At 44.8% G+C, this 23770-nt stretch carries 16 protein-coding genes and 5 tRNA genes; 7 read left to right on the plus strand and 14 right to left on the minus strand.

The genetic code is table 11. From position 1 onward, the window contains the following. Positions 1–58: 58 nt before the first annotated feature. A complete protein-coding gene (locus ELZ11_RS18570) occupies positions 59–3169 on the minus strand; it encodes an EAL domain-containing protein (protein WP_137358899.1) in 3111 nt (1036 codons plus the stop codon). A 126-nt stretch (positions 3170–3295) separates the two neighbouring features. Here ELZ11_RS18570 and asnC point away from each other — a divergent pair, with 126 nt between their 5' ends. Further along, positions 3296–3760 carry a transcriptional regulator AsnC gene (gene asnC, locus ELZ11_RS18575; RefSeq protein ID WP_137358872.1) on the plus strand — a complete coding sequence of 155 codons (465 nt, stop codon included), beginning with the start codon at positions 3296–3298 and terminating at the stop codon, positions 3758–3760. 69 nt (positions 3761–3829) lie between these two features. On the opposite strand, the gene prlC is transcribed toward asnC, so the two are convergent. Continuing rightward, positions 3830–5872, minus strand: coding sequence for an oligopeptidase A (gene prlC / locus ELZ11_RS18580; RefSeq protein ID WP_137358873.1), 2043 nt, complete (start codon positions 5870–5872; stop codon positions 3830–3832). Positions 5873–6095: 223 nt separating this feature from the next. Here prlC and ELZ11_RS18585 point away from each other — a divergent pair, with 223 nt between their 5' ends. Further along, positions 6096–6935, plus strand: a complete 840-nt coding sequence (locus tag ELZ11_RS18585) for a 23S rRNA (adenine(2030)-N(6))-methyltransferase RlmJ (protein ID WP_137358874.1) — start codon at positions 6096–6098, stop codon at positions 6933–6935. A gap of 186 nt (positions 6936–7121) precedes the next feature. Then, positions 7122–8477: a glutathione-disulfide reductase gene (gorA, locus tag ELZ11_RS18590; RefSeq protein WP_137358875.1), complete on the plus strand. Its 1356-nt coding sequence runs from the start codon at positions 7122–7124 to the stop codon at positions 8475–8477. Positions 8478–8527: 50 nt separating this feature from the next. Here the strand turns inward: gorA and ELZ11_RS18595 are convergent, their stop codons facing one another. Then, entirely contained in the window at positions 8528–9424 is an 897-nt protein-coding gene (locus ELZ11_RS18595) for a response regulator (RefSeq protein WP_137358876.1), read from the minus strand. Between the two features lie 102 nt (positions 9425–9526). Here ELZ11_RS18595 and ELZ11_RS18600 point away from each other — a divergent pair, with 102 nt between their 5' ends. Further along, the gene (locus ELZ11_RS18600; RefSeq protein ID WP_137358877.1) at positions 9527–10306 is read left to right on the plus strand and encodes a chromosome partitioning protein ParA; all 780 of its coding nucleotides are present in this window, start codon (positions 9527–9529) and stop codon (positions 10304–10306) included. A gap of 79 nt (positions 10307–10385) precedes the next feature. On the opposite strand, the gene ELZ11_RS18605 is transcribed toward ELZ11_RS18600, so the two are convergent. From ELZ11_RS18605 to ELZ11_RS18650, 10 genes are all read right to left on the minus strand, one after another. Then, positions 10386–11330 carry an SPOR domain-containing protein gene (locus tag ELZ11_RS18605; RefSeq protein ID WP_374939842.1) on the minus strand — a complete coding sequence of 315 codons (945 nt, stop codon included), beginning with the start codon at positions 11328–11330 and terminating at the stop codon, positions 10386–10388. Between the two features lie 158 nt (positions 11331–11488). Continuing rightward, complete coding sequence (locus ELZ11_RS18610) at positions 11489–12427, minus strand: ABC transporter permease (RefSeq protein WP_137358878.1); 939 nt, start codon at positions 12425–12427, stop codon at positions 11489–11491. Between the two features lie 2 nt (positions 12428–12429). Further along, entirely contained in the window at positions 12430–13407 is a 978-nt protein-coding gene (locus tag ELZ11_RS18615) for an ABC transporter permease (RefSeq protein WP_137358879.1), read from the minus strand. Between the two features lie 166 nt (positions 13408–13573). Beyond that, complete coding sequence (locus tag ELZ11_RS18620) at positions 13574–15127, minus strand: ABC transporter substrate-binding protein (protein ID WP_137358880.1); 1554 nt, start codon at positions 15125–15127, stop codon at positions 13574–13576. A gap of 101 nt (positions 15128–15228) precedes the next feature. Beyond that, on the minus strand, positions 15229–16956 hold the full coding sequence (locus ELZ11_RS18625; protein WP_137358881.1) for a dipeptide ABC transporter ATP-binding protein: 1728 nt from the start codon (positions 16954–16956) through the stop codon (positions 15229–15231). A gap of 1553 nt (positions 16957–18509) precedes the next feature. Then, positions 18510–18586, minus strand: a tRNA-Pro gene (locus ELZ11_RS18630). Between the two features lie 10 nt (positions 18587–18596). Continuing rightward, positions 18597–18672, minus strand: a tRNA-His gene (locus ELZ11_RS18635). A gap of 43 nt (positions 18673–18715) precedes the next feature. After that, positions 18716–18792, minus strand: a tRNA-Pro gene (locus ELZ11_RS18640). A 90-nt stretch (positions 18793–18882) separates the two neighbouring features. Then, positions 18883–18958 (minus strand) — tRNA-His (locus tag ELZ11_RS18645). Positions 18959–19002: 44 nt separating this feature from the next. After that, positions 19003–19079: transfer RNA gene (locus tag ELZ11_RS18650), tRNA-Arg, on the minus strand. Between the two features lie 298 nt (positions 19080–19377). On the opposite strand from ELZ11_RS18650, the gene ELZ11_RS18655 reads away from it, so the two are divergent. Next, a complete protein-coding gene (locus ELZ11_RS18655; protein ID WP_137358882.1) occupies positions 19378–19791 on the plus strand; it encodes a c-type cytochrome in 414 nt (137 codons plus the stop codon). Positions 19792–19854: 63 nt separating this feature from the next. On the opposite strand, the gene rep is transcribed toward ELZ11_RS18655, so the two are convergent. Further along, positions 19855–21873: a DNA helicase Rep gene (rep, locus tag ELZ11_RS18660; RefSeq protein ID WP_137358883.1), complete on the minus strand. Its 2019-nt coding sequence runs from the start codon at positions 21871–21873 to the stop codon at positions 19855–19857. 181 nt (positions 21874–22054) lie between these two features. Between rep and ELZ11_RS18665 the strand changes: the two genes are divergently transcribed. Together ELZ11_RS18665 and ELZ11_RS18670 are read left to right on the plus strand one after the other, a co-directional pair. Then, on the plus strand, positions 22055–22636 hold the full coding sequence (locus ELZ11_RS18665) for a TetR/AcrR family transcriptional regulator (RefSeq protein ID WP_137358884.1): 582 nt from the start codon (positions 22055–22057) through the stop codon (positions 22634–22636). Positions 22637–22654: 18 nt separating this feature from the next. Continuing rightward, positions 22655–23761, plus strand: a complete 1107-nt coding sequence (locus ELZ11_RS18670; RefSeq protein WP_137358885.1) for an efflux RND transporter periplasmic adaptor subunit — start codon at positions 22655–22657, stop codon at positions 23759–23761. Positions 23762–23770: the final 9 nt, after the last annotated feature.

A 23770-nucleotide genomic window follows, 5' to 3' on the forward strand; every position in this document is an offset into this window, starting at 1 on the left:
TCAAAGAGGTCGCAGTGTACCCGATTGAATGACAAATAAGAATGCGTGACTCACCGGATTAAAGGCTCTTTTCCAGCATTAACTCATCCACTAATTCTGCCAATGGTTTTGGCCTACCAATAATGTAGCCTTGCCCATAGGTAACGCCCAGCTCAAGTAGCTTGTCGATAATCTGGGTATTTTCAACAAACTCCGCCACAGTGCGCTTACCCATCTGCTGCGCTAAGTCGTTGATCGAGCGAACCATAACGTGGTCCATTTCATTGACATCAATATCACGCACAAACAGACCATCGATTTTCACAATATCTACTGGCAGCTTTTTCAAATAACCAAACGACGATAAACCCGAACCAAAATCATCAAGCGCAATTAAGCAGCCTAATTCTTTCACTTGGGTAAAGAATTCAATCGCTTGATTCATATTGCTCATTGCGGCAGTTTCAGTGATTTCCAGACACAATTTTTCGCAAGGCACTGCCGATTGTTCCAAGCTTTCCAGCAAGAATTCAATGAACTCTCGGTTGCCCATCGAGTGGCCAGATAAGTTAATCGAACACAAACCAAGTTCTTCAATGGCGTCGGGGTGAGCTTCTAACCAGGTCAACGTCTGACTGACTACCTGACGGTCAATCAAATGCGCAATATTATAACGCTCAGAAGCGGGCATAAAAATGCCTGGAGAAATGTACTCTCCTTTGCTGTTTTTGATTCGAACCAAAATTTCAAAATGCATTTTTTCGCTTGCTTCATCGAAACTCATGATCCGCTGTGCAAAAAGTTCTAGTCGGTCATGCGCCAATGCATCATGGACTAAATTAACGCTTTCCATTTCCAAATGACGGCGCTGTTGCGCTTCATCATCTTCATGATAAAGGTTGTAGCGATTACGCCCTGCTTCCTTCGCTCCATGGCACGCGGCATCAGCTTGGGCATGAACGGTTTGCCCTGACGACGCGGTATGGTCAATCAGACGGATCCCTATCGAACACGTCAGGTGCAATCGAATATCGTCCCACAAGAAGGCTTGTTCGCTCATTGTCGAGATAATGCTTCGGCAAGTTGTAATGGCATCGCGCTCGGTACAGTCTTTGAGTAGCACAGCAAATTCATCACCGCCCATACGCGCTAATATTGCGTTGTAAGGCAGAACGTCTTCCAACAGCCCGGCACAGAACAAAATCGCGGCGTCACCAGCTTCATGACCAGCAGTATCATTAAGGACTTTTAGCTGGTCTAAATCGAGGTACAGCATGGCGTGAGTACGCATGTGCGTCTCTACTTCTTTGAGCGCTTTTCCTAGCACAATCTCGAAATAGTTACGGTTATAGGTATCGGTCAATAAATCATAGCTGGCTTGATATTCTAACTGCTCGGCAAGCTCGCGAGTCTCCGAAATGTCTTCGCCAACAATCAGTAACTGATCTGAGTCCGTCAGCGGACGAATATTTTCTCGTACCCAAATAGTTTTACCACTCGCATGCCGATACTGGATATCGCGTCGCCACACTCCTTTGGTTGTCTGCTGAGGTAGCAACAGCACCTGACGTGGGATCAATGCATTTTCATCCACGTAGAACTCACGTGGACGATGGCCCAACAACTCATCCGGGGTATAACCCAACAGCTGTTCAGTAAATTGGTTAACCTGTTGAATGCGGTTATTGGCGTCTAGAGTCACCATCATGACTGGCTGTTTGTCGTAATATAAACGCAGGTTTGATTCACGCTGAAACAGCTTACTTTCCGCAAACTTTCTCGACGTAACATCCCGAGCTTCTAATAAAAACTGAATGATTCCGAGTTCTTGATTCGGCAATGGTTTAATGGAAACTTCTAAGATTAATGAGCCTTGATCGCGACACCAAATCTCCGCTTCAAAATGCAATGTGCTGTAAGGTTCACCACCCGAGAAGTAATCATTCAGCGTTTTTGCTGCGCTCTCTTCCCAATGTTTGTGCTGCCAAAGGTTAGCGTCTAAATGAAACCCTTGGTTATACAACAGTTCGTGCAATTTACTATTGCTCGACACAAGCTTACCTTGCTGATCAATGATGCCGATGTACTGCAGGCTTTGGTCAAAAATCGATTCCAGTAGCAGTTGGTTTTTGCGGCTGGTAGTTTCGCTACGCTTAAGACGTTTCAGATAATACGCCAGCGCTAAAATGATGATCGCCATCAGCAAAAATACGCTACTTAAGGTTTGGATTTCCGTTTGGTAGCGTACAAAAAACGGTTGAGGCTTATTAAAGAAGGTCGCACTTGCTTCGCCATCGGCCCCTAAATTCCAACGTTTCACCATTTGGTAATCGAGCTTGATTTCAGGCGACCCCGCTCTCACTTTAGGTAGCGCCTGTTGAGGTTGGGACAGTACTCTCACAAGCATTCGCCCTGCTTCGCGCCCTTGCACAAAACCACTTTGAATCACCCCACCAACTGCGCCATGGCCAAGCCCAAGGTCATGCACCATGTAGATCGGCACATTCGATTCTTGATTCAATTTAATCCAATCTTGATCATCACTGATGTAGCCTTGCTTATCGCGATAATACGCCCAGAACAGTACGCTATTGGTCTGTTCCATGCTGCTCGCATCTTGACGCATTTGATCAAAAGACTCTGGCACATAGTGTTTTACCATGTCTTGATATTCAGGGTGAGCCACTAAAAACTTATCGATTTGCGCGCGAATCGCATCACCTGTAATGGAAAAGTCAGACACGACATAAATTTTTTCCACCCCAGACTGCAGTCTTTGAATCAACGAAATATTGCTGAGTAGATCGATGTCTTCAATCACACCGGTGGCGTTAATATCTTGATGCATCCGCGAGGAGTAGTTATTAATGCCGCCGAAAATCACTGGCGTATCACCCAGCTCTGGCGCTAAGCGCTGCATTAAATTCAAAGCATTGTTATCGCTGACCACGATAGCGCTAAACTTTTCATGAGAAAGCTTGGTTTTGTAGAGGCGATAAAGCTGATCGAGGTAATCTTGATTTTGCGTGCGCTTGGTATCGAGATAGACCACGCGGTAAGGAATTTCTTCGCTGTTCAGCTGACTGGCTAAGCCACTTTGGAAGCGGTCGGTCCAAAAAAAACCATGGTGATAGGAATGCACAACCAGCACATCTCTTGACTCTGCTGTCGCAAATACACTCCAGAACATCGCGAGAAAAATAAAAGAAAAGCGCACTGATTTCACCTTAACAACATGGATACTGTTAATATTATCACCCTTGAGTATTAAATGTACTTCATCCTATAAGTTTTCGCTCAATTACAAGGATTGGATATGCCGACTTCACAAGCTCGTTTGGACGACTTAGATCGCGCCATTTTAAAAACTTTAATGGAAGATGCTCGAACGCCTTACGCGGAAATGGCTAAGCTGTTTGATGTCAGCCCTGCCACAATCCACGTACGAATCGAGAAGATGAAGTCCGCCGATATCATTCAAGGTACGGAAGTGATCGTAAACACCAAGAAGTTGGGCTATGACGTGTGCTGTTTTATCGGTATAAACTTGAATGCCGCGCGTGATTATCACTCGGCGATTGAAAAGCTCAACGCATTAGATGAGGTGGTAGAAGCCTATTACACCACTGGCGCCTACAACATCTTCGTGAAGCTGATGTGTAAATCCATCGAAGAACTGCAATTTGTATTGATTGATAAGCTGCAAGCGATCGATGAAGTGCAATCCACCGAGACCCTAATCTCGCTGCAAAACCCGATCAATCGCAACGTAAATCCGTAATCAAACTTCAATCACCAGATACAAAAAGAGCCTCAATCGAGGCTCTTTATCGTTTGGGGGGCTAAATCATTACGCTTTAATACCCGCATGGCGTAGCATCGCATCGATTTGTGGCTCACGACCACGGAAGCGTTTGAATAGCTCCATCGGCTCTTCACTGCCACCCATTTCAAGAACGTTATTCAAGAAGCGTTTGCCCGTTTCAGTATTAAAAATACCTTCTTCTTCAAATGCAGAGAATGCATCAGCCGATAGCACTTCAGCCCACAAGTAGCTGTAGTAGCCTGCACTGTAACCACCAGCGAAAATATGGCCAAAGCTGTGTGAGAAACGGTTCCATTCAATACTTGGTAGTACCGCCACTTTAGATTTCACCGCAGCTAACGTTTCGAGTACACGAGCCCCCACTTCAGGGTCGTACTCAGCGTGCAACGTAAAGTCGAACAGACCAAATTCAAGCTGACGCAAAATAAACATCGCTGATTGGAAGTTCTTCGCCGCGAGCATTTTTTCCAGCATCTCTTTTGGTAACGCTTCACCCGTTTCAAAATGGCCTGAAATGAACGCTAACGCTTGCTCTTCCCAACACCAGTTTTCTAGGAATTGGCTTGGTAGCTCTACCGCATCCCATGGCACACCATTGATGCCCGATACCGCGCCTGCGTCCACTTGAGTAAGCATATGGTGAATACCGTGACCAAACTCGTGGAATAGCGTCACGACTTCGTCATGAGTAAATAGGGCTGGTTTATCACCAACGGGCTTATTGAAGTTACACGTTAGGTAAGCCACTGGCGTTTGTAATTCACCTGACTCGGTAATACGACGCCCACGACAATCGTCCATCCACGCGCCACCACGCTTGTGTTCACGAGCGTACAAATCAAGATAGAAGCTACCACGTAGCGTGCCTTCGGCATCGAAGATATCAAAGAAACGTACCGACTCATGCCAAGTATCAACGCCTTCGCGCTCTGTCACTGTCATACCAAACACACGGTTTAATACTTCAAACAGTCCACTTACCGCTTTTGATTCTGGGAAGTAAGGGCGAAGCTCTTCATCCGAAATTTGGAATAGATGTTGTTTTTGCTTCTCGCTGTAGTAAGCGATATCCCACAGTTCAAGCTCAGATACACCAAACTCTTTTTCAGCAAACTGGCGCAATTCTTCAACTTCACGCTCACCTTGTGGCTTCGCTTTTACCGCCAAGTCATTCAAGAAACCCAGAACTTGATCAGAAGTTTCGGCCATTTTCGTTGCCAATGACTTTTCGCTATAGGTACCGAAACCTAACATGCGCGCGATTTCATGACGCAGTTTTAGCTGCTCGGTAATGATTTCTGTGTTGTCCCACTGACCAGCATTTGGGCCACGATCTGATGCACGCGTTACATATGCTTCGTACAACTCTTTACGTAGCGCTTGGTTGTCACAGTAAGTCATCACAGGTAGATAAGACGGCATATCCAACGTCAGTAAGTAACCTTCAACTTCTTTCGCTTCCGCTGCAGCTTTTGCTGCCGCAAGTGCCGATTCAGGCATACCTGCTAAATCCGCGTCATCGGCTATTTGCTTGGTCCAACCCATTGTCGCATCCAGCACGTTGTTCGAGAACTGAGACCCCAACTCCGACATGCGTTTGCTGATCTCACCGTAACGGTGCTGCTCATCGGCAGGTAGCCCGATACCCGATAACTCAAAATCACGCAGTGCATCGGTAATGGTTTTTTTCTGAGCTTGGCTTAGAGAAGCAAACTCTTCGCTCGCTTTGATCGCTTTATACGCTTCAAACAGCCCTTTGTGTTGACCAACCCAAGTTCCATATTCAGAAAGTAACGGCAAGCAGCTTTCGTACGCGTCGCGCAGCTCATCGCTGTTCACGACTGAATTCATGTGACTCACAGGAGACCAAATACGGCTTAAGCGATCATCCACTTCTTCAATTGGCGCGATCAAATTACTCCAGCTCGGTGCTGTATTGCCTTCTAATACTTCTTCGATTTTACGGCGACAGTCCGCGATGATAGCTTCAACCGCAGGCTTTACATGCTCAGGCTTAATAAGGGAAAACGGAGGTAAATCCGTAAAAGTGAGGAGCGGATTAGACATATAAACATTCCTTTGGGTTTCAGACGTTGTCGTCTTTCTTCGAATTGGATCGTCTTATAGGTAATTCACGTTCGCCAAAGCAGCAAACCAGACAAGAAAAACCTTAAGTTGTTAACTATTAAATAGTGGTAGCTTATAGAAATTTCAATAGTCGCGTATAATGAACTGATTATATCCACCTACACTAACTACACTCACCAACAGAGTGTTACGAGAGTTTAATTTGTTAAGTTATCGCCACAGCTTCCACGCTGGCAATCATGCCGATGTGGTTAAACATATCGTACAAAGCCTTATTCTTAATGCTTTGAAACAAAAAGATAAACCTTTTGTCTATCACGATACTCACTCTGGTGTAGGTCGTTACGATTTAACCCATGAGTGGTCTGAAAAGACGGGAGAATACAAGCAAGGTATTTCTCGAGTATGGGATCAACAAGACATTCCTGAAGACATTCAAAGTTACTTGAATGCCATTTCAGAGCTCAACAACGGCGATAAACTTCGTTATTACCCAGGCTCTCCGCGAGTGGCTCGTGCGCACCTACGCGATCAAGACCGCATGGTATTAACCGAGCTTCACCCAGCTGATCACCCTTTACTGGAACAAGAATTCCACCGTGATCGCCAAGTGTCGATCTACAAAGAAGACGGTTTTCAGCGTCTAAAAGCCAGCTTGCCACCCAAAGAGCGTCGCGGCCTAGTCCTGATTGACCCACCTTACGAGCTGGCAAAAGAATATCGCGATGTGGTGACTGCCATCGCTCAAAGTCATAAGCGTTGGGCTACGGGTATCTATGCGATTTGGTACCCAGTAGTAAACCGTTGTGACATCGAAGATATGATCGAAGGGCTAGAAAGCTTAGGCATTCGTAAAATTCTTCAAATTGAGCTTGGTGTCTCTCCTGACACCAACGAACGCGGCATGACAGCATCTGGCATGATTGTGATTAACCCTCCTTGGAAACTTGAAAGCCAAATGAATGCGATTTTGCCTTTCTTGAAGGAAGCAATTGCGCCCGCGACAGGTCATATCAAAGTAGACTGGATCGTACCGGAATAAAGCGACTCTGTTTTGGCTTTTACCGCTCAATAGAAGATTCAGCGATAAGAGCAAACAACTAATTACAAAGGATAGATTGAGTTCAACCGATCTGTCCTCCATATCAAGATAGATAACAAATTCACATTGAGAGCGTTGCCTTTGGATATCAATGAAACCCTCTCACGATAATAATTGGAGAAAGTAATGGCGACTCATTTTGATTACATCTGTATTGGCGGCGGCTCTGGTGGTATTGCATCGGCTAACCGTGCTTCTATGTACGGCGCTAAAGTTGCACTAATCGAAGCTCAGGATCTAGGCGGTACTTGTGTAAACGTTGGCTGTGTTCCTAAGAAGGTTATGTGGCATGGTGCTCAAGTCGCTGAAGCGATGAACCTATACGCTGAAGACTACGGCTTCGACGTAGACGTAAAAGGCTTCGACTGGAGCAAAATGGTAGAAAGCCGCCAAGCATACATTGGCCGTATTCACCAATCTTACGACCGCGTACTAGGTAACAATAAAGTAAACGTAATCAAAGGTTTTGCTAAATTCGTTGACGAAAAAACCGTTGAAGTGAATGGCGAGCAATACACTGCGGATCACATCCTGATCGCTGTTGGTGGCCGCCCAACTATTCCAAATATCCCAGGCGCAGAATACGGTATCGATTCAAACGGCTTCTTCGAGCTAAACGAACAGCCAAAACGCGTTGCGGTTATCGGTGCAGGTTATATTGCAGTTGAAATTGCAGGTGTACTTCACGCACTAGGTACTGAAACACACCTATTCTGCCGTAAAGAGTCCCCACTACGCAGCTTCGACCCAATGATCGTTGAAACGCTAGTAGAAGTGATGAATACGGAAGGCCCAACACTGCACACGCACTCTGTTCCAAAAGAAGTGGTGAAAGAAGCAGACGGTAGCCTAACGCTGCACCTAGAAAATGGTGAAACACAAAACGTGGATACACTCATCTGGGCAATCGGTCGTCACCCAGCAACTGATGCTATCAACCTAGCGTCAACTGGCGTTGAAACAAATGACCGTGGCTACATCAAAGTAGACGAATACCAAGAAACCAACGTGAAAGGCATCTACTGTGTAGGTGACATCATGGAAGGTGGTATCGAACTGACTCCTGTCGCTGTTAAAGCAGGTCGTCAACTGTCTGAGCGCCTATTCAACGGTAAAACGAACGCAAAGATGGACTACGAATTGGTTCCAACAGTGGTATTTAGCCACCCACCAATCGGTACTATCGGCCTAACGACTCAAGAAGCAGAAGAGAAGTACGGCAAAGACAACATCAAAGTCTACACATCAGGTTTCACTGCGATGTACACAGCGGTAACTAAGCACCGTCAACCTTGTAAGATGAAGCTAGTATGTGCTGGCGAAGAAGAAACGGTTGTTGGCCTACACGGCATCGGTTTTACTGTTGACGAAATGATTCAAGGCTTCGGTGTAGCAATGAAGATGGGCGCAACCAAAGCTGATTTCGATTCTGTTGTGGCAATTCACCCAACAGGCAGCGAAGAATTCGTTACCATGCGCTAATGCACTAACAAATGAATTCGATATAAAAAGCAGGCCTTGAGCCTGCTTTTTTAAAACCCAACAATTGTCACCTTGCCTTGCGCCATTTCATGCAGTTGGCAAGAGAAGTCGACCCGTTTGTCCGCTCCTTTCTCAAATAGCACTTTCAATTTATCAAAGGCTGTTGGCACAAAGCTGATGTTTTTAAGGCGTAGACTTTTACGAGAATTAGAATCTAAAAATGCCAAGGAAGACTTATCTAGCACTTGCTGACACGTCTCAAAAATAGCCTTGCTCACGACTTTGCTGTGAATCGACTTCTGCATTTCGGCAACATCAATCGAAGGGTTACTAGCGGCAAATACGCACGCAGCGTAAATATCCAAAATCGCGACAGCTCGAGGTTTTTGGGTTTCTCCATCGGCATAAATGGCCAACAGCACGGGCAACTTACTTTCATCAAATAACTGCTGACGTATATTGTTCAACTCAATATCGCTGTGTACCACCTTCTTCAGCAACTTCTCCAACTGAGTCAATTTTGGTAACGCCAACTCTTTTTGCACTTCAACAATCTGGTCAAGCTCGAACTGACTCTCTTCTGCGCCTTGCACTAAAGGCAGCAACTTCTGGTGTAAATCTTCATCATCAAAAGGTTTTGAAAGTACAAAGCTCGCCCCTGCTGCCTGCGCTTGCTTAATATGTTGCTCATCGTCCACGGTGGTGATCATCGCTAACTTGATATCAGGAAATTGAGCAGACACTTGTTCCACTAGCTCTAGCCCTGTCATGTCTGGCATGTGCCAATCCGTCAGCACAATTTCAGGCTGCCATTGCTCAATATGCTGCAACGCATCTAACGCGCAGCTGGTTTTTTCGATCGATAGGCGTCGATAACCAAACCCTTCTAAAGCGCGCTTTACAATTTCGAGTGTCGCCTTACTGTCATCCACGATTAATATTTTCACCGTACTCCAATCCTTAGTGCCCAGCTGTTTAAATTATAGGCACGATTGCTTACAGCACCTAAACTTAGTCAATAACTTATACGATATGGAGCCGCCAGCATCATGTCACCAGAGACGATATCTTCCCAATTGGATTACGAACTACTGCTCGCGCTCGGGATTAACCTTGGCTTGGCTATCTTGTTTTTCTGGTTCGTTATTTTGTTTCTGATGCTAAGAGAACTACGTAAGTTTACTGCCCAGTTCAAAGCCAAAGAGCTCGGTGAAGAGGAAAGAAAAGAGTATCAAGCCCAACTGGAACTCGCGATTCATGATGCTAACGATAACAGTGAAACCTTAACGGCATTAATGCAGATCCAACAAGCACTGGAAAGCCAAATGTCAGCCATTCAAGACTCTCCCGCAGCTCAAAGCGATCAAGACCTAGTGATTATTGATGACCTTAATCACAAGCTCTCTAAATCTAAGCTGTTAATCAAAAAGCTCAAAAACGACCTCGATAGCAGCGTCAACAAACTCAGAAAGGCGAAAGTCATCTTGCTCGAAAAAGACGATACCGTCGAAAGTCTACGTCAGCAAAAAGAAGAAATTGAAAAGCAATTTGAGCACTTAGAACGAGAGTACATCATGATCAGTGAAAACGGCGGCCTACAGAGTTCAGCACCAGACTTTAGGCAAGAAAAACAAAGGCTGCTCGAAACGATTGAAGACTACAAACACCAATTAGCGGCACAGCCCGGTGCGGCCGCAGCAGAAGAAGCCAAAGAGCTCAAACAGCAACTGCTCACTTTACAAAAACAGATGCAACATCAAGTTAAAGAGAAAGAGTTCATCGAGAAGCGGTATTTAGAATTGGCTGAAAAAGACGGTAAGTCAGACTAAAACGAAAAACCCCAGCAATACGCTGGGGTTTCTTGTGTTTAGACCTTTTGGCCTACGATAGCTCAAAAGCTCTCGAGCATCACTTCACGCACAATACGTTCAGTAACGAAGTGCCGCGAAGCTGAGTAATATTTCCATTGGTAAATAAGCCCTTTTTCAATCCGCCCCAATACGGTAGATGCATTGGCCAATCATCTCGCTCCATCACGTTCGATTCGAGCAGGCGCTGCCACTCTTCTTCAGTCGATAGACGCATGTCGACATCGAAACACACGAGCTTGGCACTTTCGTAATCTAAACGATTCCAAGGCTTATTGTGCTCCATATAGAATTGATGCTCGTCATCCAATAGGTATGGCACCATATACTCACGCCCTGCAACCGTCGCAGACAAGCGCTTTTCAATGGTTAACGTCGCCATTTCTTCCTCTTTAGGGTATGCCTTCTCGGCAAGAACTGGCTTAGGTTGAGGTTTCATTGCCACCGGCGTTGCCGCTTTCATTGGCTTTTCTGCCATGGCAGGCTTCGAATCGCGCGCCATTGGCTGTTCGGCCATCGACTTCTTCATCATAGGTTTCTTAGTCACCATACGAATGAAAGCTTCTGGGTACTCTTCTAACGTTCGAACTTGGGAAAGATCACGCTTAGCATCTGGATAGGTGTTATATGGGCCTATCAAGCAGCGGTAGCCCTTTTGCTCAGGCTTCATCCAAACGTTTGTCGAGATTTTCTGATAAATCGGTTTAGCTTTTTCAAGAGAAAGTGGTTTGGCGAGCAGGCCACATTGAATCCAAAACAATGAAGAGTCTTGGCTACTGCTAGGAGCGCTATTACCCCATAGCCCTTTGCCGATTGGGCAAGATTGTTCTAATACTGGAAGCTGGTTGGAACTGGCTTGGGTGGCGTCGCACAGGAATGACTCAGCATTCACTTGGCTAGCAAATAACACCGACAGAGCCATGAGTCCAAAGCGATAACGCATGAACCGCTTATAACATGATCCTGAAATTTTACTCATTTTCATACTCATCACTCTAAATCTTCGAGAGAGAAATTATTATCGACCCCTTGTCGATAAAAGATGAATTCCGTTCTTCCTTAAACTATAAGCAAAAAAAGAGCCGTAATTGCTTACGACTCTTAGTTTAGAGAGTTTTTTGATTGAAAATCAATTGCCTCTGATCACCCTTTGTAAATTTTAGGGTTAAATACGTCGCGTAACCAGTCACCAAGTAGGTTAATAACCAGTACTAATGTCACTAGAAGTACACCAGGGAATGCAGTGATCCACCACGCGCCTGAGAAAATATAGTTAAAGCCTGTGCTGATTAGTGCACCTAACGATGGTTGGTCTACCGGTAAACCTAAACCAAGGAAAGAAAGTGCCGCTTCTGACATGATGGCGTTTGCCACCTGTACTGTCGAAATAACTAAGATTGGCGACAGACAGTTAGGCAGAATATGACGGAACATGATACGTGGTGCTTTAAAGCCCATCACACGTGCCGCTTCTACGTATTCTTTTTTCTTCTCTGCCAATACCGATGCACGAATCGTACGCGCATACTGAGGCCATTCCGCAATACCGATAATCACCACCAGCATCACTACTGCATATTGCGCATAGAAGTCACTACCGAAGCTCGCTTTGAAAATAGCGGATACGATGATCGCTACCATCATGGTTGAGAACGAGAGCTGGACATCAGCAAAACGCATTAGGAAGCTATCGATACGACCACCGAAGTAACCCGCAGACAAACCAATGATGATGCCTAAAAACAGCTGTAAGCCAACCGCAAGGAAGCCAATCGTCAGAGATAAACGAGAGCCGTACAGCATAGTCGAGAAAATATCACGGCCCTGCTCATCGGTACCAAGAATAAAGCGTTCATCGCCGTCTTCCATCCACGATGGAGGAAGCTCAGAATCCATGATATCGATAGACGTAACATCGTACGGATCCGTTGGCGCGATTAGTGGTGCAGCTAATGCCATCACTAAGAAAACGGTAAAGACGGCAAAGCTCACCATTGCGACTTTATCGCGTAAGAAATAGTACAGAATGTCTGACTTTTTAAAGCGCTCCCAACGGGTTGGAGCTTGAGATACTTGTTCCATGATTATGCTCCTTTACCTGTAATGTTCACGGTTGGGTTAATCACACCGTACAACAAGTCAACAATCGTGTTAGTCACAACGAAAATCAAACCTACAAAGATAACGTAGGCCGTGATAAGTGGTGTATCTACACGGTTAATCGCTTCTAGGAAAAGGAAACCAGTACCTGGCCACTGGAATACGGTTTCAGTCAGAATGGTGTAAGCCACCATAGTACCAATCTGAACACCACCCACCGTCAGTACTGGTAGCATGGTATTTTTAAGTGCATGTTGGTAATAGATTTTGTTTAGTGCCAAGCCTTTCGCTTTACCAAACTTGATGTATTCAGAGCTCAGTACTTCTAGCATTTCAGAACGAACCAAACGAATGAATAGTGGCAACATGATCGATGCTAACGCCACGCTTGGAAGTACTAAGTGTGCTAGGCCATCTAGTGTTAAGAAACCAGATTCCCAGCCAAACCAGTTGGCGGTTTCACCACGGCCAAACGAAGGTAACCAGCCTAACTCGATAGAGAAAACGTACATCAACATGATTGCAGTTAAGAAAACCGGTACTGAAATACCGACACTACTGCCAGCCATGACTATCTTGGTGAAAATGCTTTTTGGATGAATCGCTGAATACACGCCCAATGGGATAGACAAACAAACGATGATAATTGAGGCACCGAACACCAGTTCGAGTGTCGCCACCAATTTATCCATGATTACGTCCACAGCCGGACGTTTGAAGAAGTATGAAGTACCAAGATCACCCTGTAGAGCGGCGCCTACAAAGCGAGAGTATTTTGTAATGAAGGGATCGTTTAGGCCTAGTTCATCACGTAGCGCTTGACGCTCCGACTCTGAAACCGACTGCCCAACTAACTCACGTAACGGGTCACCCAGGTTATCCTGAATGGCAAACGCCACCAAACTGATCACAAACATCACTATCAGTGCCTGAAACAGGCGCTTGACCAGAAACGTAAACATTCCTTGCCCCTTTTCTATCCATGACTATCGAGTTCAAAGTGAACAAGATAAAACTTTCAGTCTTTAAAAATGGTACTCAACCCGACTGAAGATAGGCCAAGTACCAAAACTTAATTGGTCTAGCGAGTCTTGAGCCTCATCACGAAGGCTCAAGACTATGGCTAAATTATTTTACTACTAGGTCGCCGAAGTAAGGCATAACCATTGGGTTTACTACTGCTGCTGCACCTACGTTAGACTTTGCGCCCCATGCTTCACTTTGCCAGTGTAGTGGTACGAATGCTGCGTCTTGGTAAAGTGTTGCTTCAACGCCTTTCAGCATTTCAGAACGCTTAGCAGGGTCAGTTTCAGTGTTAGAAGCTTCTACTACTGAATCCATTGCTGCATTTGAGTAGTGACCACAGTTGTACTGACCACGACCAGTTTCTTCGTTACGAGTCATTGTTAGGAACTCGTTGAAGTTCGCTGAATCTTCAGTATCTGAGTGCCAGCCGATCATCATCATGTCTGCTGCACATAGGTCAAACTCAGGCCAGTATTGCGCTTTAGGCATTGTCTTAAGGTCAACTTTGATACCAATCTTAGACAGCATAGCTGCAGATGCTTGAGCAACTTTCGCATCGTTCACGTAACGGTTGTTTGGTGCCATCATTGTTAGCGTGAAGCCATCCGCGTAACCCGCTTCTTTCATCAGCTCTTTTGCTTTCTTAAGATCGTAACGTGGCACTAGCTCCTCGTTGTGACCTGCGTAGCCAGTTGGGCTCTGTTGACCAGCTGCTGTCGCGAAGCCTTTCATGATCTTCTTAACGATACCTTCGTTGTTGATTGCGTGAACAATCGCCTGACGAACGCGAACATCTTTCAGCGCTTCATTGCTGTTTTGGTTCATTTGGAACGTGATGATACGAGTACCAGGTAGTGTTACTAGATCAATACCTTTCGCATTCTTAACACGCTTGTGATCGTTTGGTGCAACTGGGTGGATCATATCCACGTCGCCAGAAAGAAGTGCTGCAACACGTGTTGCGTCTTCTTTGATTGGAACCAGTGTTAGTTTGTCAACGTTACCGTCAGACTTGGTATCCCAGTAGCCGTCAAAACGTTCAAATTCTACTTTTACGCCTTGCTCACGCTGAGTCACGATGAATGGACCAGTACCAGAAACGTTAGTTGAAGCGAACGAGTTACCGTGCTTAACCACTTCTGATTTATCTGTACCTTCAGCTGTCTTACCCGTGTAGAACTTGCTGTCCATTGGGAAGATGTAAGTAGCGGTTTGAAGTACTAGTGGGTAAGCCGCTTTAGAAATTAGCTCAACCGTGTAGTCGTCCACTTTCACCATTTTTTCGTACGGTGCGAAGATCGCTTTAAAGTCTGGTGAGTTTTGTAGGCGGTTGAACGTCCAAATAACGTCGTCTGCACTTAGTTCGTTACCAGAGTGGAATTTCACACCTTTGCGAAGGTTAAAGCGGAAAGTCGTTTCATCAACACGTTCCCAGCTTTCTGCGATACGTGCTTCAAAGTCCATCTCTTGAGTGAAACGTACTAGAGGGTCAAACACCATGTGAGACATTTGCAGTGTGCCGCCTGATAGCTGCTCATGCGGGTCAAGTGATACTGGGTCAGCTGCGTAGCCAACGGTAATATCTGCTGCTGCTGCACTAAAGCTTAGGCCAGCTGCCATCAAAGCTACTGCTAATTTGCTTTTCATGGTTTTCATTGCATAACTCCTTCATGCGGGAATCCAGATCCCTAGTTGTTGTATTTGCGTCTGTTATATTTTTCAAGCACTGCCGTTGTTTCTAGCCAACTTGAAAGTTGTTATACCGCAGCTTTTTCCGCTGCTGCATCTTCTCGTAAGCCTGTAAATTCAGGCATTAAAGAAATCAGTTGCTTACTGTATTCATGTTGTGGTGTTTTGAATAACTGCTCAGTTGGGGCGACTTCCAGTAACGTCCCCATTTGCATTACACCCACGCGATCACACATCTGACGGATAACCGGCAAATCGTGACTGATGAACAACATGGTTAGGTTTAATTCGTCTTGCAGGTCTTTCAGCAGGTTCAAGATTTGCGCTTGAACGGATACATCCAGAGCTGAAGTTGGTTCGTCACAAATAAGTAGACGAGGGCGAGTTGCCAATGCACGAGCGATAGAAATACGCTGACGCTGACCACCCGAGAATTCATGCGGGTATTTCATACCAGCCATTTTTCCAAGACCAACGTGATCCAATAGGTCGTGAACAATCTGACGAGTTTCATTTTCATTGCGAGTTAGCTTGTGGAAGCGAATTGGCTCGGCAATGATATCGAAGATCTTCATACGTGGGTTCATCGACGTATACGGGTTTTGGAATACCATCTGCATTTGACGACGCATAGGGCGACGTTCTTTTTCAGATTTCAAACCCGTTAGGTCTACACCTTCAAACGTTACTTTGCCCGAGTTAGGTGCATATAAGCCAGCAATCACACGAGCGATGGTCGATTTACCTGATCCTGACTCGCCGACTAAACCAAAGGTTTCACCTTCGTGCACTTCAAAGCTGACGTTATTTGATGCTTGAACGTACTCACGACGGCTTTCAAAGAAAGAGTCTTTCGTTGTGAAACGTAGGTTTACGTTTTCAACATTCAATAATGGACCTGTGTAATCACGGTGATCTTGGCTTTGACCTAACCAGTGATTTTTCACATCTAGCGGTTCCATCTCGTGTGCTTCTTCGATGTAACTCACCAGAGGGAAGCGATCCAATTTACGGTCCGAACGAGGAACCGCTGATATTAGGCTGTGTGTATATGGGTGTTCTGGCGTACCAAGTACTTTCGCAGTTGGGCCAAACTCAACCAAATCACCACGGTACATTACCGCTACGCGATCAGTGACGTTAGAGACCACACCCATATCGTGGGTTACCAACATACAACCAACGTTTTTCTTAATACATAGGTCGCGAATCAAACCTAATATCTGGTCTTGGATGGAAACATCCAGTGCCGTTGTAGGTTCATCGGCAATAATAAGATCAGGTTCACCCGCTAATGCAATCGCAATCACCACACGCTGACGCATGCCGCCAGAGAACTGGTGTGGATACTGTTTTAAACGGTTTTCTGGTTGTGGGATGCCCACTTGGTTCATTAGATCTAATGAACGTTGATATGCTTCTTCGTCAGAAACCTTCATATTGGCATGAATAGTTTCTTTTAACTGCTGCTCTACAGTGAATAGAGGGTTAAGAGAAGTCATTGGGTCTTGGAAAATAAATCCAATTTTCGACCCGCGCACGCTGCGCATTTCTTCTGGTGTTAATCCAGAAACTTTCTCACCATCTAGGAATACTTCACCACTTGCAATGCGCCCAGGAGGGCTCAACAAGTCAATAACGGCATTACCTACCGTCGATTTACCCGCACCAGATTCACCTACAACTCCGACAATTTCACCACGTTCAATATTGAACGACAGCGATTTAACCGCGGCATGAACCCCATGACGAGATGGATATTCGATACGAAGATTTTTAACTTCTAAAAGTGACATTACCAGACCTCTACTGCTTCGGCAGCTTTCTGCCCTGTCTGCAAAATTGAATCCATTCTTACCAGAATAATGTTCTGATATTTTATACGGCCATCAATTTGGCAAAAAATTCACAGAAAAGCAACATATATAGTATAAAAAGTCGATATCAGGCCATTTACAAGGCAAAACACCGCATAAATATTCAACAACAAAGCATAATTAGAGCCACACAAACCTCACACCATATGCAACTAAACCTTTGAATTGTCAGGTTTGTATCGAGTTATATAGCGAATTCTGGTGCTTTTACATCACTAATCATCTAAATCGTGAATAAACATATTTATTCCACCTTACAATTAACATATTAGAAACATGCACCAACCATAAGTTAAATAACAACACGATCAACCATAATAACAACCAATCATTAGGTTATATTTCCAATAAAAAGCCGACATACAAAATCAAACACCAATAAAAACAGCCACGTGATATCAGCCGCACCTCATAAGAAAGTATTACAAATCAGCATATTGTAATACTTACGTCGTAGAGCTCGTGCTACATACTTTTATACGTATCTGTCATCGATTTACAGGCCACTCAGCCCCACTTTTGACCCGCCAAGATCACCTGCAAGAAAAGTTATGCAAAAAGAGCTTATTTAACGTAGTTCAAATAAAAAAAAGCCCCAATATCAAATATTGAAGCTATGGAGTAGATCACGTTCAACTTTCTAAAACTGAGGTTAAAACATTCTCAAGGTCACGAATCAGCGATATAAAAGAAGCAGAAAAAGAAACATCAGGCAGTCAATACGCCTTATAAATGATGAACATTGAACCTAGGGAACAAGAAGAAAGGTATACAGAGCGCGAAATCGATCAGCAGGCCAGACGAGCCGGTGATATCTTGTTAGGCACCAAGGCCCCAGTTCGACAATGCGAGCCCCTTAAGCCTAAGCAGCAGTCGTAAACCTCTCACAGCTCAAACGAAAAATGTCTCCGCCTTTAAGTCCTGTCTTCTTATAGTCAACGAGTGAAGCACTCAACTTAAACATTCAACGAATAAGTATCTAGCTTCCAAGTAAGCATAAAATCATAAACTTGGTTACTTCTCAGCTAGGTGACAATTTAAGCTTTTAATAATTGCTGCAAAGAAGCAATTAAGCTGGGGATACATTAGCTAGTGCTCCAAGCACCGTAGGCCATACAACTTATCTAAATTCCACATGTAAAAGGCTCATCATTTCTGACGTGAACGGCTAGTTGGGGTTTTCTTAAATACTCAATGAAGAGGAACTTGATGTGACTAGGCTTCTATCAGGCTAGCAACCTATATCACGACCTTCTGGTTCCAAGTTATTTAAAACTCTAGATGTAAAAAAACCGTCATTTCTGACGCGGACGGCTAGTTGAGGTTTTCTTGTAGTGGTCGGTGAAGAAGAATTAGATCGGACTGGCGTTCCACCGGGCTGGCGATTCAGCCTGCAACCTTCTGTGGTTCCAAATTATCTAAAACTCTAGATGTAAAAAAGCCCCGTCATTTCTGACGAGGCTTTCTTATAGTGGTCGGTGAAGAGGGATTCGAACCCCCGACCCTCTGGTCCCAAACCAGATGCGCTACCAAGCTGCGCTATTCACCGACAAAATTAATGGGGTGGCTAACGAGATTCGAACTCGCGACCACCGGAATCACAATCCAGGGCTCTACCAACTGAGCTATAGCCACCACTAATTTTTTTGTATAACCGCTTTAGCGATTATTGAAATAGTGGTCGGTGAAGAGGGATTCGAACCCCCGACCCTCTGGTCCCAAACCAGATGCGCTACCAAGCTGCGCTATTCACCGACTTTGTTCTCTATTATATAGAGAGTTTCGTTTCGAAGTAAATCAAAACTGGAAACCTTATTTACTGAGTAAATTCAGTTACCTAAATAATGGGGTGGCTAACGAGATTCGAACTCGCGACCACCGGAATCACAATCCAGGGCTCTACCAACTGAGCTATAGCCACCATTATGTTTTCGCCAATTTGCCACTTAATTAAAAGCGTCCGGATGGCGCGCCCGAAAGGATTCGAACCTTCGACCTTTGGCTCCGGAGGCCAACGCTCTATCCAGCTGAGCTACGGGCGCATGCCCTATCGGCGGAGTGGAATAATACGTATATCACCCTATGCCGTCTAGTACTTTTTTAACTTTTTTTATCGTTTGGTCTCTTTTTCGACAGTTCATATGTGATAACCATTGATTTAGGATGTGATAAACCCCTTGAAGCTGATAAGTTGTTGTTTATTGCAACAAGTTATCAGGATATAATCACCCATTATTTACATTGATTTAACAGGCGTTCATTGCAGGTTGGATCAAAACAACCCTCTAACACAATAAATTGGTAAGCATGCACTTACCTTGGGAATGTAAAGTGAGTTTAATGGATATGTCTCGTCGAATCATAAGCGTTGTAATCGCGGCCTTAACTTTTTCTACAGCAGCTATGGCTTCTAACTTAAGCCAAGCAGAACAAGACCTAATTGCAGAGCGCATCAAACCTGTTGGTCAAGTTTACCTTGCAGGTAGCGAACCAGTAAAAGCAGAACCTACCGGTCCACGTGATGGTTCTACTGTTTACGGTACTTTCTGTGTTGCTTGTCACGCATCTGGCGTAAGCGGCGCACCTAAGACTGGCGACGCTGGTGATTGGGCTCCTCGTATTGCACAAGGTAAAGACGTACTGAAAGATCACGCGATCAACGGTTTCAATGCAATGCCAGCTAAAGGTTCTTGTATGGACTGTTCAGACGATGAAATCGTTGCAGCTATCGAGCACATGATTGCAGGCCTTTAATTAGCCGTTCGCGAATCCACCGATACAAATGATAAAGGCTTGGTTTTCACCAAGCCTTTTCTTTTACTTCTTATTAAACATTGCTCGAATATTGGCAATGTGAGCTTGCCCTTTTTCCATCCGCTCTTCAGCTGATTGCGGCTTCTTCACTGTTTCCCACTCCACATCATCATGAGGCAATTCATCTAGGAAACGACTTTGGGTCGGCTTAATCAGCTCTCCAAACTGTCGACGCTCACGGCATTTCGTAAAAGTCAGCTCTTTTTGCGCTCGAGTAATCCCTACGTACATCAATCGTCGTTCTTCTTCGACATTATCTTCATCGATACTCGCTTGGTGCGGCAAAATCCCCTCTTCTGCCCCCATGAGATACACGTATGGGAATTCCAGACCTTTTGAAGCGTGCAAGGTCATCAACTGAACTTGATCTGCATCTTCGTCATCTTCACCACGCTCCATCATGTCACGCAGCGTTAAACGTTGAACGACTTCTTTAAGCGTTTTCTCTTCTTTGTCGTAGTTGTCCCCTTCAAGGTCTGCGACAATCCAAGAATACAGGTCAGAAACGTTTTTCATGCGCATCTCTGCCGCTTTTGGGCTCGCTGACGTTTCGTAAAGCCAATCTTCATAGTTAATGTCGCGCACCAAAGCACGCACCGCATCGACAGTATTACCACGCTCCGCGTTATCGGCAATTTTTACAATCCACTCCGTAAAACGACGTAAGTTTTCTAAGCCACGCCCTGTTAAATGCTGCTCTAAGCCAATTTCAAAACTGGCTTCAAATAAACTCTTGCCGCGCATATTGGCGTAGCTGCCCAACTTCTCTAATGTCACGGGGCCAATCTCACGGCGCGGGGTGTTTACGATGCGCAAGAAACCATTATCATCATCTGGGTTCACCAATACTCGCAGGTAAGCCATGATGTCTTTAATTTCAGCACGAGCGAAGAACGAAGTGCCCCCTGAAATTTTGTAAGGGATGCGGTTTTGCATTAAGGCTTTTTCAATCAAACGCGACTGGTGATTACCTCTATAAAGCACAGCGTAATCTTTGTATTCAGTTCGGTTCAAGAATTTATGCGCGATCAACTCACCGGTAATACGCTCCGCTTCATGTTCTTCATTCTTCGCATTTAGAACTTTGAGTTTCTCGCCATCTGGAATTTCCGAGAATAACGACTTTTCATATACGTGAGGATTATTGGCAATCAAGATATTGGCCGCTCGAAGAATACGACTGGTTGAACGATAATTCTGTTCGAGTTTAATTAAGCGTAAGTTCGGATAATCTTCACCAAGTAACACCAGGTTTTGTGGTTTAGCACCGCGCCACGAGTAAATCGACTGGTCATCATCGCCTACTACGGTTAAACGACCACGTTCTCCCACTAACAGACGCACCAACTCATATTGGCTAGTGTTGGTATCTTGATATTCATCCACGAGCAAATAACGAATACGTGACTGCCAGCGCTCGCGCACTTCTTTATTGGTTTTCAGCAGTAATACCGGCATTGCGATTAAATCATCAAAATCGAGCGCGTTATACGCCTTCATTTGCTTTTGGTACATTTCAAAGCAGAACGCGAACAATTGTTGCTGCTCACCTTGGGCACGTGCTTTTGCCTGGTCTGGCGTAAGCATGTCGTTTTTCCAGTTAGAAATGGTACTCAATAGTTGACGCAACAAATCCTTATCGCCATCAATTTGCTTTTCCGTTAATTCTTTTAATAGCGCCAACTGGTCCTGATCATCAAATAACGAAAACCCAGCTTTTAATCCTAAAGCTTTGTACTCGCGTCGAATGATATTAAGCCCCATGGTGTGGAACGTCGAAACGATCAGGCCTTTCGACTCTTTCTTACCTAACGTTTGACCGACACGCTCTTTCATTTCGCGCGCCGCTTTATTCGTAAATGTTACCGCTGCGATGTTTCTCGCTTTGTAACCACATTGCTGAACAAGATAAGCAATCTTATTGGTAATCACGCGTGTTTTTCCTGAGCCAGCGCCTGCCAGTACTAGGCATGGGCCCGATACATATTTCACTGCTTCATCTTGTCTTGGGTTCAGCTTCATTGTGTTCTCAACATGGGTTAACGAATAGCGTAGGTTTGTCGCGCCTATAATAATCTTGCAACAGATCGATTGCTATCTTTCTCGTTGACAAGATTTTTACGCATTAAGTGTAATACTTAGTTGCATTAATGGGTGGTAATTGAGCTATAATGAATGAACGTTCATTCACAGGTGATGGTTTATGTCCATGCATACATCGAAGGATAAGCGTCTACAAATTCTCTCCGCGGCAGAGAAACTCATTGCTGAAGTCGGCTTTCAAGGCCTCTCCATGCAAAAGTTGGCCAAAGAAGCGGGTGTTGCTGCAGGCACTATCTATCGCTATTTCGAAGATAAAGACCACCTCATTGATGAAGTTCGCTTGCTAGTTGCGAAACGTTTGGCGGATGCAGTACAAGCGGGGGTTGATGACTCCCAGCCGATCAAACAACGCTATCGAACCATGTGGTTAAACATATGGAATTTAGCAAGAACAAATATCGCGGCCATTAAAAATCGCGTTCAGTACGATTCTTTACCGACCACAAATAGCCACAAAATTAGGGAACTTGAACGAGAAATGTTTGCCCAAGTTGAGTTGCTGTTTAATGAAGGAAAGGAGCAAGGGCTATTTAAGCCACTTGATAATGAAATACTGACCGGGCTTAGTTTAGCCGTGAGTGTATCACTAGCAAGAAAACACTCATTGGGATTATATCAGCTGGATGACAACGCGCTTGAAGCCGCAATCGAAGCCAGTTGGGATGCAATAATTACACACTAGATCGGAGTTCTTAATAGAATGAAAAAGTGGACTTTCTTTATGTTGCTCATCGCGGTTGTCTTATTTGGCAGCGTGATTGGATTCAACATGTTCAAACAACAAAAAATTGCCGAGTACATGGCTAACCTTCCAGAACCTGAGTTCCCGGTAACGGTTACCGAAGTTCAACCTGTTGATTGGGTGCCTGTAATCGAAGCAATTGGTTTCATTGAGCCGAATCAAGGTGTAACGGTTGCCAACGAAACAAGCGGCGTTATCGATCAGATTGCGTTTGATTCTGGTACTCAAGTAGAAAAAGACCAGCCATTGGTATTACTTGATTCTGATGTAGAAAAAGCGAACTTGAAAAGTACTCAAGCACGTTTGCCTGCAGCGGAAGCAAAATATAAGCGTTACAAAGGCCTATATAAGAAAGGTTCTATTTCAAAAGAGTCTTACGATGAAGCAGAAGCGAACTTCTTCTCGCTATCCGCAGACATTGAAAGCCTAAAAGCCTCCATTGCGCGTCGTGAAATCAAAGCACCTTTCTCAGGCGTGGTTGGTATCCGTAACGTTTACCTAGGCCAATACCTGCAAGCGGGTACTGATATTGTTCGCTTAGAAGACACTAGCGTTATGCGTTTACGTTTCACGGTTTCTCAGAACGACATTTCTCGTATAAATGTTGGCCAAGCGATCGATATTTATGTTGATGCTTACCCTGAAATCCCATTCCAAGGTTCTATTAGTGCAATTGAGCCAGCAGTTAGCGTACAAAGTGGTTTGATCCAAGTTCAGGCTGATATCCCGAATAACGATGGCAAACTGCGTAGCGGTATGTTCGCACGTGCCAACATCATTCTTCCTAAGATGGCAAACCAAGTAACACTTCCGCAAACGGCGATTACATTCACGCTATACGGTGACAATGTTTACATTATCTCTGAAGAAGATGGCGTGAAGCGTGTTAAACAACACGTTGTGAAAGTGGGTGAGCGAGCAAAAGATCAAGCGCACATCCTAGAAGGTGTTAAAGCTGGAGACATCGTTGTGACTTCTGGTCAAGTTCGCCTAAGTAATGATGCGAAAGTGAAGATTGTTGAAAGCGATGCGATCAACCCACCATCTGAAACACCTAAGCTGTAACTGGAGGCA

The organism is Vibrio profundi, assembly GCF_005281835.1.
Taxonomy (GTDB): domain Bacteria; phylum Pseudomonadota; class Gammaproteobacteria; order Enterobacterales; family Vibrionaceae; genus Vibrio; species Vibrio profundi.